We start from the raw sequence: 12044 nt of genomic DNA, 5'->3' as shown, positions 1-12044 counted from the left end.
TTTTGATAGGATCACAGATGGCGTTAATTCCGGTAACAATTCTCACGGGCTTTTTAGGTAGCGGCAAAACCACTTTGCTCAAACACATCCTGACTGAGCAGCACGGCAAAAAAATTGCCGTGATTGAGAACGAGTTTGGCGAAGAGAACATCGACAACGACATCTTGGTTCAAGACAATCAAGAGAACATTGTGCAAATGAGTAATGGCTGTATTTGCTGCACCATTCGTGGAGATCTGGTTGAAGCCCTGAATGCGCTTTGGGAGCAACGTCGCGATAAGAAAATTAGCTTTGAGCGCGTGGTGATTGAAACCACTGGAGTTGCTAATCCAGGCCCAGTAGCTCAAACCTTCTTTATGGATGATGACGTAGCGGACCACTATGTTCTGGATGCCGTAGTTACTTTGGTGGATGCCAAGCATGGCCCCCAACAACTGACCGAACATGAAGAGGCGCAGCGCCAAGTGGGCTTTGCTGATCAAATCTTTATTACTAAGACGGATTTAGTAACGCCTGCTCAAGTAGATGCCTTGCGCAATCGTTTAATGCATATGAACCCCCGTGCCCCAATTCAGGGTATTTCAAAAGGGGTTGTTCCTTTGGATGCCGTTTTGGATCTCAAGGGCTTTAACTTGAATGCGAAGCTCGATATTGATCCTCACTTTTTAGGGCAAGACGATCATGATCACGCTACTTGTGGCCATGACCACAGCCATGACCATCACGACCATAGTCACGATCACCATGATCATGCGGGCCATACAGACCGCATCCAATCCTTCGTTTTTCGTAGTGATAAACCCTTTGATCATAAAAAATTAGAGGACTTCCTAGGGGGTATTTTGGAGGTCTTCGGGGAGAAGATGTTGCGCTACAAAGGCGTCCTCTACGTGAAGGGGAGTAACCGAAAAGTCGTGTTCCAGGGCGTCCATCAGATGATGGGCAGTGATATGGCTGGTTTATGGGGTGCAGAACCCAAGCAAACCCGCATGGTCTTTATTGGGATAGATTTGCCCAAAGACACCCTGCTGGCTGGGCTTGAGGGCTGTTTGGTCTAGGAAATTTAAAGTACAATCCGCCGCCACGGCCAATATTGATAAATATTGGCTAAAGGGTAATAAAACTTTGGCAGAATGAAGCAATAATGATTTAGATCCATGGAAAGAATGAAATGACGGTAAAAACACCAACAAAATCTACGGCTGCAGCAAAAGCCCCTAGTAAAGCAGCAAGCGCAAAAGTTGCTAAAGGTGCCCCTTTAACAGAAGCTGAATTACTCAAGATGTCCGAAAAGGACTATATGAATGCCGGCCAGTTAGATTTTTTCCGTCAGAAGTTATTGACCTTAAAGAGCGACATTCTGAAAAATGCTTCGGAAACAACAGAGCATTTGCGTGAAAACATTTTGGTTCCTGATCCTGCGGACCGTGCAACGATTGAAGAAGAGCATGCTCTTGAGTTGCGTACGCGCGATCGTGAGCGCAAGCTATTGAAAAAAGTAGAGCAGGCTTTAGCCCGTATTGAGTCTGGTGATTACGGTTGGTGTGAAGAGACCGGGGAGCCGATTGGCTTGAACCGTCTAATTGCACGTCCAACGGCTAATCTCTCTTTAGAGGCGCAAGAGCGCCGCGAACTACGTCAAAAGTTGTTTGGCGATTAATTGACTAGACCGAATATAAAAGCAGCAATGACAACGCAATCCCCATCTATTAGCGACATCTCCCCTTTACTAAAGGCGGAGATTCTGGCCGAGGCCTTGCCTTACATTCGTGCTTATCACGGTAAGACTATTGTGATTAAGTACGGTGGAAATGCAATGGTTGAAGAGCGTCTGAAGGAAAGCTTTGCACGCGATGTCATTTTGCTTAAGCTAGTTGGCATGAACCCTGTGGTGGTGCATGGCGGCGGCCCACAAATTGACGAAGCCCTGAAGAAAATTGGTAAGACCGGCACCTTTATTCAAGGTATGCGCGTGACCGATGAAGAGACCATGGAAGTGGTTGAGTGGGTTCTTGGTGGCGAAGTGCAGCAAGATATTGTGATGTTGATTAATCACTTTGGCGGTCAAGCAGTTGGTTTGACTGGCAAAGACGGTGGCTTGATTCGTGCAAAAAAGATGCTGGTTGCCGACGAAAAGAAGCCTGGCGGAACTATTGATTTAGGTTTTGTTGGTGAGATTGAGGCGATTAATCCTGCAGTTGTAAAAGCACTGCAGGACGATGCCTTTATTCCAGTGATCTCTCCCATTGGATTTAGTGAAGAGGGTCAGGCCTACAATATTAATGCTGACTTAGTAGCTGGCAAGATGGCAGAAATTTTACATGCAGAGAAATTAGTCATGATGACTAACATTCCTGGGGTAATGGATAAAAGCGGCAATCTTTTGACCGACCTGACTGCACGTGAAATTGATGGCCTATTTGCTGACGGTACTATTTCTGGCGGCATGTTGCCAAAGATTTCCTCTGCATTAGATGCAGCAAAGAGTGGCGTCAATTCAGTGCACATCATTGATGGACGAATTGAGCACTCCTTATTGTTGGAGATTCTGACAGAGCAAGCATTCGGAACGATGATTCGCTCCCGCTAATAGCTGAACAAGAGATATAAATATGCGTGATTCTTTTGACCCTACTGCATCAGAGATCGAAGTGACGGCTGCCGAAGAGGGCAAGACACGCAAGCGCCCACGCCCGGGGGAGCGCCGCCTCCAGATTTTGCAAGTGTTGGCAGAGATGTTGCAAAACCCCAAAGGTGAGCGTGTCACGACTGCGGCATTGGCTGCAAAAATTCAAGTTTCAGAAGCAGCGCTTTATCGACATTTCGCTAGTAAGGCGCAGATGTTTGAGGGCCTGATTGCATTTATTGAGCAAACGGTTTTTGGTCTGATTAATCAGATCAATCAAAAAGAAGAGTCTGGGCTTGCCCAAGCCCGTGGTATTTTGCAGATGCTTTTATTCTTTGCAGAAAAGAATCCTGGCATGACTCGTGTGCTCTTGGGCGATGCCCTATTGCAAGAAGATGATCGCCTACAAGAGCGCATTACACAAGTGCTTGATCGTGTTGAGGCGTCTTTAAAGCAGGCACTGCGCATCGCCTTAACTCAGGATGGCCCTTGGGCAAATGTCCCTCAAGATGAAGTTAGTATTCGCGCGACAATGTTGATGAGTTATGTTTTGGGTCGCTGGCACCGTTTTGCCCGCAGTGGCTTTAAGAAGCTTCCAACCGAAGCATCTGATATTAGCCTTCGCATTCTTCTGTCCGAATGAGCGAGCTACACCTCTCTAGAAATACTATTCACTTTGCCGAGCCCTTGCCTTTGCAAAGTGGCGCCATCTTATCTGGCTACGATTTAGTAATTGAAACTTACGGCAAGCTGAATGCTGATAAAAGTAATGCTGTGCTGGTTTGTCACGCATTAAATGCATCACACCATGTGGCCGGACCCAATCCGGATGATGCAAAAGATATCGGCTGGTGGGACAACATGATTGGGCCAGGCAAGCCAGTAGATACAAATCACTTCTTTGTGATTGGCGTTAATAATTTAGGCTCTTGCTTTGGGTCCACAGGACCCATGAGCATCAATCCTGCTACTAGCAAGCCTTATGGCGCTGATTTTCCGGTAATTACAGTGGAAGATTGGGTAAATACCCAGGCGCGCTTGGCCGATAAGTTGGGCATCCGTCGTTTTGCGGCAGTAATGGGGGGGAGCTTAGGTGGCATGCAGGCATTGGCCTGGTCAATCCAGTTTCCAAAACGCCTTGCACACTGCTTAGTCATTGCATCAACACCGAAACTCAGTGCGCAGAATATTGCATTTAATGAAGTGGCTCGTAATGCGATTTTGTCTGACCCAGATTTTCATGGTGGCAATTACTACGAGCATGGCGTAGTACCAAAGCGCGGCCTCAAGTTGGCTCGCATGGTCGGACATATCACCTATTTATCTGATGATGACATGGCAGAAAAATTTGGGCGCGAGCTACAAAGGCCTAGTGGCGAATCTCAAGACTATCGCTTTAGCTTTGATGTGGAGTTTGAGGTTGAAAGCTATTTACGCCATCAAGGCGACAAGTTCTCCACTTACTTTGATGCCAATACTTATTTGTTGATTACTAGAGCGCTAGATTACTTTGATCCTTCTCGTCGTTATGAAGGCAGTTTGAATCGTGCTCTAGCGGAAGTACAAGCTAAGTTCTTAGTGGTGAGCTTCTCTACAGATTGGCGCTTCCCACCTAATCGCAGTCGCGAGATTGTGGAATCTTTGCTCAGCAATAAGAGTGAAGTCAGTTATGCGGAGATTGATGCGCCACATGGGCACGATGCTTTCTTGTTGGATGACCCGCGTTATCACAATCTGATTCGTGCTTATTTTGAACAAATGCTCGAGGTGAAGGCATGAAGCGCGCAGACTTTGCTGCAATAGCGAATTGGATTGCACCGAATAGCGAGGTACTTGATCTCGGTTGCGGTGATGGCAGCTTCTTAGAGTATTTGCAAAAACAAAAACCCGTGCATGCATATGGGGTTGAAATTGATGATGCGCGCGTGCTGTCTTGTGTGCAAAAAGGTTTGAACGTGATTCAGCAAAATCTTGAAGGGGGCTTAGCACTCTTTGAGAACAATAGTTTTGATACGGTTGTGCTTTCCCAGACCTTACAAACCATTCACGAAACTGAAAAGATCTTGCGTGAAGTAGTTCGGGTTGGCAAAGAGTCGGTTGTTTCTTTCCCGAACTTTGGTCACTGGTCTCACCGCCTCGCTGTTGGCTTTGGCCGTATGCCAGTTTCTAAAAGCTTGCCTCACCAGTGGTACAACACACCCAATGTGCGTGTTCTTACCGTTGCTGATTTTGAAAAATTAGCCTCGAGCTTAGGCTTGCAGATTTTGGATCAATGCATCTTGCATGAGGGGCGGCAAGTGACCTTGATGCCCAATCTTTTTGGAAGCCTAGCGCTGTTCCGCGTTCGACGTGCTTAGTAGCGCTCAGTCCTGGCTAAAAGATTTTCGGGTTTATCTCGAATGGCCTTGCCTTCGAATGCTCTTCTTGGGGTTCTCCGCCGGTTTACCCCTACTGCTTATTTTGGGAACGCTGAGCTTTTGGTTAAGAGAGGCCGGCATTGATCGCAGCACGATTGGTTACCTGACTTGGGTTGGCTTAATCTATGCCTTTAAGTGGGTGTGGGCGCCTTTGGTTGATCGATTGCCTATCCCCTTGTTGTCAAGATTATTTGGCAGAAGGCGTAGCTGGCTACTTTTTGCTCAACTGCTCATTATTGTTGGCCTAGTCGGTATGGCTAGCATTGATCCCAAAGTTCAACTGACGCCGATTGTGTGGTGTGCACTCCTGGTTGCCTTTGGTTCCGCCACTCAAGATATTGCTTTAGATGCCTTTCGAATTGAGTCAGCTGATAGTGACCATCAGGCCGCCTTGGCAGCTACTTATCAAACAGGGTATCGACTTGCGTTAATTTGGTCTGGTGCCGGTGTTCTCTGGTTAGCTGCTCGCGTAGAATCTGGTGTCGCTGCTTATGATCCAGCTGCCTGGCAATTTGCCTATCTTTGCATGGCACTCTCTATCGGTGTGGGTGTAGTCACTACCTTGTTTAGTAAAGAGCCCGTTCGCATTGAACTTGCAAAAGCACGCAATGCAAAAGCATGGCTACATCAAACTTTGATTGAGCCATTTGCCGACTTTATTAAGCGCTACGGTTGGCACGCTATTTTGATTTTGTCTTTAATTGCCATCTACCGGATTAGTGATGTGGTGATGGGCATTATGGCCAACCCGTTTTATGTTGACATGGGCTATACCAAAGATGAGGTGGCAGCAGTGAGCAAGGTCTTTGGTGTAGTGATGACACTAGTTGGCGCCTTCGTTGGGGGTGTTCTCACCTTGCGTTTTGGAGTGATGCGGATTTTGTTTCTGGGTGCGATTTTATCGGCCGTCAGCAATTTGTTATTTGCTTGGCTTGCAACGCAGGGCCATGACTTACATGGCTTGATCTGGGTAATTTCTGCCGATAACTTGAGTTCTGGTATTGCAACGGCTGCATTCATTGCATTCTTATCGGCATTGACGAATATTCAGTACTCCGCAACGCAGTACGCCTTGTTTAGTTCAATGATGCTCTTATTGCCAAAGTGGTTGGCTGGTTTCTCTGGCGTCTTTGTAGATAATTTTGGTTACTCAAGCTTTTTTATCAGTACTGCGATTATTGGTGCGCCAGTTTTAATTCTGATTTGGCTCACTATTCATTTCAAGGTGGTTGAATTTAAAAAGCATGACTCTCAGGTCACCAAATAGACCAGTCGTAATCAACTGTCAGTGGTGCGTGATCTGAGAAGCGCTCATCTTTATACACAGCAGTATTCTTGGCGCTTGCTGCAATCCCTGGGGTGGTGATGTGATAGTCGATACGCCAACCTACGTTCTTTGCATACGCTTGACCACGATTGCTCCACCAGGTGTAGCAGGCCTCAGTCGCTTCGGGCTCTAGCTTTCTATAGACATCTACATAGCCGACTTTGCCAAACAGGTTTGTTAGCCAAGCGCGCTCTTCAGGCAAAAATCCTGAGTTCTTGAGATTGCCTTTCCAGTTCTTGAGGTCAATCTCATTGTGGGCAATATTCACATCTCCACACAGCACAATCTCGCGCCCTGACTTTTTGAGCTCAACTAGGTGTGGCAAGAAAGACTCCAGATACCGATACTTAGCCTCCTGTCTTTCTGGCGAGCTGGAGCCTGAGGGCATGTATACCGAGATCACTGAAAGCTTTTTGAACCGAGCTTCGACATAACGCCCCTCAGCATCAAACTCCTCATTGCCATAGCCATAGAGCACCTCATCGGGCTTGTGTGGGGTATAGATGCCGCAACCGCTGTAGCCCTTTTTCTCAGCATGATGGAAGAAGCCATGCAGGCCATTTGGATTGAGGATGGCATCCTCCAGATCACCCTGCTGAGCCTTGAGCTCCTGCATGCAGACAAAGTCCGCTTTTTGCTTTACAACCCAAGGCAAGAAGCCTTTTTTGACCGCCGAGCGGATACCGTTGAGGTTGGCAGAAATGATGCGTAACATATAGGCCTATGAGCTCAAAAAATTCTAATCAAGATAACTTTATTCAATTTGCCCTAGAGGCAAATGTTTTGTCGTTTGGGGAGTTTAAAACTAAAGCTGGACGCCTTTCCCCTTATTTCTTTAATGTGGGTGATTTTAATGACGGCACCCGTTTAAGGGCGCTGGGCAACTATTACGCCAATGCTTTACAAGAGTCTGGCCTCCAGTACGACATGCTCTATGGACCGGCTTATAAAGGTATTACATTGGCTGCAGCAACAGCAATCGCATTGGCTGATGCTGGTCGTAATGTGCCCTATGCCTATAACCGTAAAGAAGCCAAAGATCATGGCGAGGGCGGTTCATTGGTGGGCGCCCTAGTCAAAGGTAAGGTAGTCATCATTGATGATGTAATTTCTGCTGGGACGTCTGTCAGAGAGTCTGTGAAACTCATTCGTGATGCGGGTGCTGAGCCTGTAGCGGTATTAATTGCCTTGGACCGTATGGAAAAGTCAGGGACCGCTACAGAGGTTGGTGACAAGTCAGCAGTGCAAGCTGTTGAACAAGAGTTTGGCTTGCCAGTTGTTACAATTGCGAACTTGGCAGACTTGATGACTTTCCTGGCAAGCTCTAGCAATACCGAATTAACAAACTATCTGCCAGCAGTGAAAGCCTATCGCGAGAAATACGGTATTTAATCTCAAGAGCAGCTCCGCTCTTTAGATTGTAGTTTCACCCTCGAACACGGTAATCGCTGGGCCAGTCATGATGACAGGCTGAGCCACTTCATTGATCATGCCACCCCAGGCAATTTGTAAATCGCCACCACGGGTATGTACTTTGACGGGTGAGTCGAGCAAGCCACGACGAATACCGGAGACGACTGCAGCACATGCGCCAGTGCCACAAGCAAGAGTCTCGCCGGCACCACGCTCAAAAACACGCAGCTTGATTTCTTTACGATTCAGAATTTGCATATAGCCTGCATTGACTCTTTTCGGGAATGCCGCATCCTTTTCGATTGATGGGCCTTCTTCAAGAACGGGTGCGCTATCGACATCGCCCACCACTTGCACTGCATGAGGATTGCCCATCGAGACTACGCCGATCCAACTGTCATGTGCGGCAGGGGTTTTAATAGGTAGCGCGTAGAGCATTTCATGAAACTCTTGCTTGCTTGCTAAGCCGCTCGCATTGAAAGGAATTTGGCTGTGCTCAAAAATCGGCGCACCCATGTCCACCTCCACCTGGCCATCATCATGAGCTCTCAAGGTGAGAACGGCATGCGCTACTTCTACGCGCAAAGGATTCTTTGTGGATAGGCCTTGGTCGAGCACATAGCGTACAAAGCAACGTGAGCCATTGCCACATTGCTCAACTTCACCACCATCCGAATTAAAAATACGATAACGAAAGTCAGCATCAGGGCGCGTGGCTTTTTCAACCAGCAGAATTTGATCGGCACCAATACCAAATTGACGGTGGGCTAATTTTTGCCATTGCTCGCGCGTGACATTGCTGAAATCTTGATCAATCCCATTGAGCACAATGAAATCATTGCCAGCACCATGCATTTTGGTGAAGCGTAATGTGCGTGCGGACATATTTAAATTCGTGCTCAAAAAAAATTCTAATTAGTTGTAAAGGTTTGGCTCGCCGGGCGGCCGATGTTTAAAGCGTTTATGTACCCAATAGTACTCTGCCGGCCTTTCGCGAACAAGGTCTTCAATATATTGGTTCAGGCGTGCAGTATCTGCTTCCACATTATCTGTTGGGAAGTTGGGAAGTGGTGCGCTGATATTGCAGGTGTAGGCTTTGCGATTGGGATTCAAAGTGGTGGTCATGAGGCAGACTTCTGCACCGCTAAGCCTGGCTAAACGCGATACCGAGGTGATCGTATTTGTCTGAATGCCAAAGAAGGGTACAAAAACAGAGTCGCGTGGACCGAGGTCAATATCGGGCGCAATAAAAATAAAGTTACCCGTTTGAATTTCTCGAATCAAATCACGCAAGCGACTTTGCCTCTCAATCGATTTCCCCCCGAATCGATTTCTCCATTCAATCATCTTTTGATTAAAGAATGGGTTCTTCATGTTTTGGTAGAGGCCAGCACCACGTGGCCAGTCATGCTCACTTGCTAAAACAGAGAGGGCCATGAAGCCACCTTCAAGTCCAACAAAGTGAGGGTTGATTAGGAGGCGTGGCTTACGATCACCCAAAGTAATGGCAGAGTTGATGGTGACGATATCGGTAATCTGCTTTCCACTGCCAAGCCAGATGCGACTTCTCTCAATCACGCTACGACCAAATAATTTCCAGTGCTCTAGCGCAAGTGAATCAATTGCATCTTCACTCAGATTGGGAAAGCACAGGCGTAAATTCGTTTTAACAACCTTGGCACGCTCATTGGGTATGTGCGCTGCTAACCAGCCAAGACCATAGCCGGTCTGAATGGTGAGGCCATAGGGTAAAAATGCAAACAGGCGCAGCAGGCTTAGCGCTAGAAAATTGAAAAGGTTTTGTAATGAGATCATGTCAAAAAATCATCAATTTATTAACTAATTGCTTGGTGGTAATTCTGCTCCGCTCGGATGTTTGTAGCGGTTATAGGCCCAGATGAATTGTTCAGGAGCAGTAAGTACTGCATTTTCAATCGCAACATTTAATTCTTGCGCAGCAACATTGGGATCTTCTGAAAATGGCTCTAAACGTTTAGCATTAACTACCCAGCCAGATCCGATCGATTTACGTTTTGCAGTAAACATCACCGCTGGAGTGGAGTGGCGTTTTGAAAGGCGAATAGGAAGGGTGGTCGTATAAGCCATACGACCAAAAAAATTAGACCAAATTCCATCACCGCCGCTTGGGACTTGATCTGGAAGAATTGCGATTGCCTCCCCTTTTGAAAGGGCGCGGGTCATGTGGCGAACCCCATGAATATTTGTTGGTACGAAGTGCATATTGGGGTATGCGCGTCCCTTCTCTACAATCTCATTGAGCCAACTTTGGCGAGAAGGGCGATACATGATTGTTGCTGGAAAATGCTCTGCAAGAATACGGGGAATGATTTCAAAGCCCCCTAAATGAGGACACAAGAGAATCATTCCATGGCCTTCTGCCATTGCAGCTTCAACGACGTCCCAATTTTGTATCTCAGCCTTAGCTAGTGCTGCTAAAGGGTTGGACCAAATCCACAGGCTGTCTGAGAAGAGTTGTCCTGAAGCCGCTGCTGCACTCCAAATTTGAAATGGGAGATGATGGCTTTTAACAACCGCCTCATATTGAGGGCGAAAAAGAGAGCGATATTGCTTGGATCCTACATAGGCCAATATCCCTAAGGCAGCTCCAATGACCTGAACTAGGAATAAGGGCAATACTGCTATTGCAGCGAGGATTAGCTTGAGAAGGAGTTTGCGCACCCTCTAATGATATTCAATGCTGGCACTAGGGCCAAATTTCCGTTAATGCTTGATGAATAAGGCGTTTTTCGGATAGAATTCACACATCGCTGAGTTAAGGCAACTTGCAGGGCGATTCATAAATTCTGCTAAAGCGTCGCCGTTGAAATTCCTGGCACGTCGAGTTGTCCCATAGATCGTGTTAATTTTTAAAGGAATATGCAATGGCAAATGATTACTTTTTTACCTCAGAATCGGTTTCTGAAGGCCACCCCGATAAAGTAGCAGACCAAATCTCTGATGCCATCTTGGATTCGATCCTGGCTCAGGACCCAACTGCGCGCGTTGCTGCAGAAACTTTGTGTAACACCGGCCTCGTAGTGTTGGCTGGTGAGATCACAACGAACGCCAATGTGGACTATATCCAAGTGGCTCGCAACACTTTGCGTGAAATTGGTTACGACAACACTGACTACGGCATTGACTACAAAGGTTGCGCGGTTTTGGTTGCCTATGACAAGCAGAGCCCAGATATTGCTCAAGGCGTTGATAAGGCGCATGACGACGGCTTAGATCAAGGTGCTGGCGACCAAGGCTTGATGTTTGGTTACGCTTGTGATGAAACTACAGAGCTCATGCCTTTGCCGATTCATTTGTCACACCGCTTGGTAGAGCGTCAATCTCAATTGCGCCGTGATGGCCGTTTGAACTGGTTACGTCCAGATGCAAAGTCTCAGGTGACCTTGCGTTACGTCGATGGTAAGCCTGACTCAATTGATACCGTAGTTCTCTCGACACAGCATGATGAAGAAATTTCTCTCGAGAAGTTGCGTGAAGCGGTGATCGAAGAAATCATCAAACCAGTGTTGCCAAAGCATTTGATCAAAGGTGCGATTAACTTCTTGGTAAACCCAACAGGTCGATTTGTTATTGGCGGCCCTCAAGGCGATTGCGGTCTGACAGGTCGCAAGATCATTGTGGACACCTACGGCGGTGCAGCCCCTCATGGTGGTGGCGCGTTCTCTGGTAAGGATCCATCCAAGGTTGACCGTTCCGCTGCTTATGCTGGTCGTTATGTAGCTAAGAACGTAGTTGCTGCTGGTTTGGCAAGCAAGTGCTTGATTCAGATCTCTTACGCGATTGGTGTAGCTAAACCAACTTCAGTGATGGTGAGTACCTTTGGTACTGGCAAGATCTCTGACGAGAAGATTGCGCAATTGGTATCTGAGCACTTTGACTTGCGTCCAAAAGGCATCGTCAAGATGTTGAACCTCTTGCGTCCGATTTATCGCAAGACTGCTGCTTATGGCCACTTTGGTCGTGAGGAGCCAGAATTTACTTGGGAACAGTGCGATAAGGCGCCTGCGTTACGTGCGGCTGCTGGCTTGTAATCTGCTTTCTAGGCAGTAAATTGGTAGTTTGTTTTGTATTGAGGCGAAATATGGCGAAATTGATTACAATTTCGCCATACCTTCAAGGAGCGTTGCAAGGAATACTGAGAACCAGTGTTTCCCCAGGCTTGAAGGGAGTGAACTCCTAGGTAACCCCAGAGTTTGCTAATTGCAACTGCGCTCGCTAACCC

At 47.2% G+C, this 12044-nt stretch carries 13 protein-coding genes and 1 riboswitch; of the genes, 9 read left to right on the top strand and 4 right to left on the bottom strand.

Features of this window, described 5'->3' with window-relative positions:
- The first annotated feature begins 17 nt into the window (after positions 1-17).
- The 7 genes from C2747_RS10120 (at position 18) to C2747_RS10090 (ending at position 6310) form a co-directional block, all read left to right on the top strand.
- Positions 18-1058, top strand: coding sequence for a CobW family GTP-binding protein (locus C2747_RS10120; protein ID WP_215331671.1), 1041 nt, complete (start codon positions 18-20; stop codon positions 1056-1058).
- 224 nt (positions 1059-1282) lie between these two features.
- Positions 1283-1660 carry an RNA polymerase-binding protein DksA gene (gene dksA, locus C2747_RS10115; protein WP_215310404.1) on the top strand — a complete coding sequence of 126 codons (378 nt, stop codon included), beginning with the start codon at positions 1283-1285 and terminating at the stop codon, positions 1658-1660.
- A 27-nt stretch (positions 1661-1687) separates the two neighbouring features.
- Positions 1688-2590, top strand: a complete 903-nt coding sequence (argB, locus tag C2747_RS10110) for an acetylglutamate kinase (protein WP_215331670.1) — start codon at positions 1688-1690, stop codon at positions 2588-2590.
- A gap of 22 nt (positions 2591-2612) precedes the next feature.
- Positions 2613-3269: a nucleoid occlusion factor SlmA gene (gene slmA, locus C2747_RS10105; RefSeq protein WP_215331669.1), complete on the top strand. Its 657-nt coding sequence runs from the start codon at positions 2613-2615 to the stop codon at positions 3267-3269.
- Entirely contained in the window at positions 3266-4405 is a 1140-nt protein-coding gene (gene metX, locus C2747_RS10100; protein ID WP_215331668.1) for a homoserine O-succinyltransferase MetX, read from the top strand. The genes slmA and metX overlap by 4 nt, the downstream gene beginning before the upstream one ends.
- Entirely contained in the window at positions 4402-4983 is a 582-nt protein-coding gene (gene metW / locus C2747_RS10095; RefSeq protein ID WP_215331667.1) for a methionine biosynthesis protein MetW, read from the top strand. The genes metX and metW overlap by 4 nt, the downstream gene beginning before the upstream one ends.
- Positions 4976-6310: an AmpG family muropeptide MFS transporter gene (locus C2747_RS10090; protein WP_285896672.1), complete on the top strand. Its 1335-nt coding sequence runs from the start codon at positions 4976-4978 to the stop codon at positions 6308-6310. The genes metW and C2747_RS10090 overlap by 8 nt, the downstream gene beginning before the upstream one ends.
- Here the strand turns inward: C2747_RS10090 and C2747_RS10085 are convergent.
- Positions 6300-7085, bottom strand: coding sequence for an exodeoxyribonuclease III (locus C2747_RS10085; protein ID WP_215331666.1), 786 nt, complete (start codon positions 7083-7085; stop codon positions 6300-6302). The genes C2747_RS10090 and C2747_RS10085 overlap by 11 nt on opposite strands.
- 8 nt (positions 7086-7093) lie before the next feature.
- On the opposite strand from C2747_RS10085, the gene pyrE reads away from it, so the two are divergent.
- Positions 7094-7762, top strand: coding sequence for an orotate phosphoribosyltransferase (gene pyrE, locus C2747_RS10080; protein ID WP_215331665.1), 669 nt, complete (start codon positions 7094-7096; stop codon positions 7760-7762).
- 21 nt (positions 7763-7783) lie between these two features.
- On the opposite strand, the gene dapF is transcribed toward pyrE, so the two are convergent.
- From dapF to C2747_RS10065, 3 genes are read right to left on the bottom strand one after another with little or no spacing between them, the layout of a single operon-like run.
- On the bottom strand, positions 7784-8668 hold the full coding sequence (gene dapF / locus C2747_RS10075; protein WP_251374760.1) for a diaminopimelate epimerase: 885 nt from the start codon (positions 8666-8668) through the stop codon (positions 7784-7786).
- Positions 8669-8698: 30 nt separating this feature from the next.
- Positions 8699-9598, bottom strand: coding sequence for an LpxL/LpxP family acyltransferase (locus C2747_RS10070; protein WP_215331664.1), 900 nt, complete (start codon positions 9596-9598; stop codon positions 8699-8701).
- Positions 9599-9622: 24 nt separating this feature from the next.
- On the bottom strand, positions 9623-10483 hold the full coding sequence (locus tag C2747_RS10065) for an LpxL/LpxP family acyltransferase (protein ID WP_215331663.1): 861 nt from the start codon (positions 10481-10483) through the stop codon (positions 9623-9625).
- Between the two features lie 203 nt (positions 10484-10686).
- Here C2747_RS10065 and metK point away from each other — a divergent pair, with 203 nt between their 5' ends.
- The gene (metK, locus tag C2747_RS10060) at positions 10687-11853 is read left to right on the top strand and encodes a methionine adenosyltransferase (RefSeq protein ID WP_215331662.1); all 1167 of its coding nucleotides are present in this window, start codon (positions 10687-10689) and stop codon (positions 11851-11853) included.
- 78 nt (positions 11854-11931) lie between these two features.
- Positions 11932-12043: riboswitch (S-adenosyl-L-homocysteine riboswitch) on the top strand.
- Position 12044: the final 1 nt, after the last annotated feature.

The organism is Polynucleobacter corsicus, assembly GCF_018688255.1.
Taxonomy (GTDB): Bacteria; Pseudomonadota; Gammaproteobacteria; order Burkholderiales; family Burkholderiaceae; genus Polynucleobacter; species Polynucleobacter corsicus.
Note: the sequence above shows the minus strand (reverse complement) of the source record. Positions and strands in the feature narration are given on the sequence as shown.

What these genes read in the sequence shown, in the direction of transcription:
- slmA (WP_215331669.1), top strand. Translation starts at nt 2,613, where the DNA reads ATGCGTGATTCTTTTGACCCTACTGCATCAGAGATCGAAGTGACGGCT.
- metK (WP_215331662.1), top strand. Translation starts at nt 10,687, where the DNA reads ATGGCAAATGATTACTTTTTTACCTCAGAATCGGTTTCTGAAGGCCAC.
- metW (WP_215331667.1), top strand. Translation starts at nt 4,402, where the DNA reads ATGAAGCGCGCAGACTTTGCTGCAATAGCGAATTGGATTGCACCGAAT.
- C2747_RS10120 (WP_215331671.1), top strand. Translation starts at nt 18, where the DNA reads ATGGCGTTAATTCCGGTAACAATTCTCACGGGCTTTTTAGGTAGCGGC.
- C2747_RS10085 (WP_215331666.1), bottom strand. Translation starts at nt 7,085, where the DNA reads ATGTTACGCATCATTTCTGCCAACCTCAACGGTATCCGCTCGGCGGTC.
- dapF (WP_251374760.1), bottom strand. Translation starts at nt 8,668, where the DNA reads ATGTCCGCACGCACATTACGCTTCACCAAAATGCATGGTGCTGGCAAT.
- metX (WP_215331668.1), top strand. Translation starts at nt 3,266, where the DNA reads ATGAGCGAGCTACACCTCTCTAGAAATACTATTCACTTTGCCGAGCCC.
- argB (WP_215331670.1), top strand. Translation starts at nt 1,688, where the DNA reads ATGACAACGCAATCCCCATCTATTAGCGACATCTCCCCTTTACTAAAG.
- C2747_RS10070 (WP_215331664.1), bottom strand. Translation starts at nt 9,598, where the DNA reads ATGATCTCATTACAAAACCTTTTCAATTTTCTAGCGCTAAGCCTGCTG.
- pyrE (WP_215331665.1), top strand. Translation starts at nt 7,094, where the DNA reads ATGAGCTCAAAAAATTCTAATCAAGATAACTTTATTCAATTTGCCCTA.
- dksA (WP_215310404.1), top strand. Translation starts at nt 1,283, where the DNA reads ATGTCCGAAAAGGACTATATGAATGCCGGCCAGTTAGATTTTTTCCGT.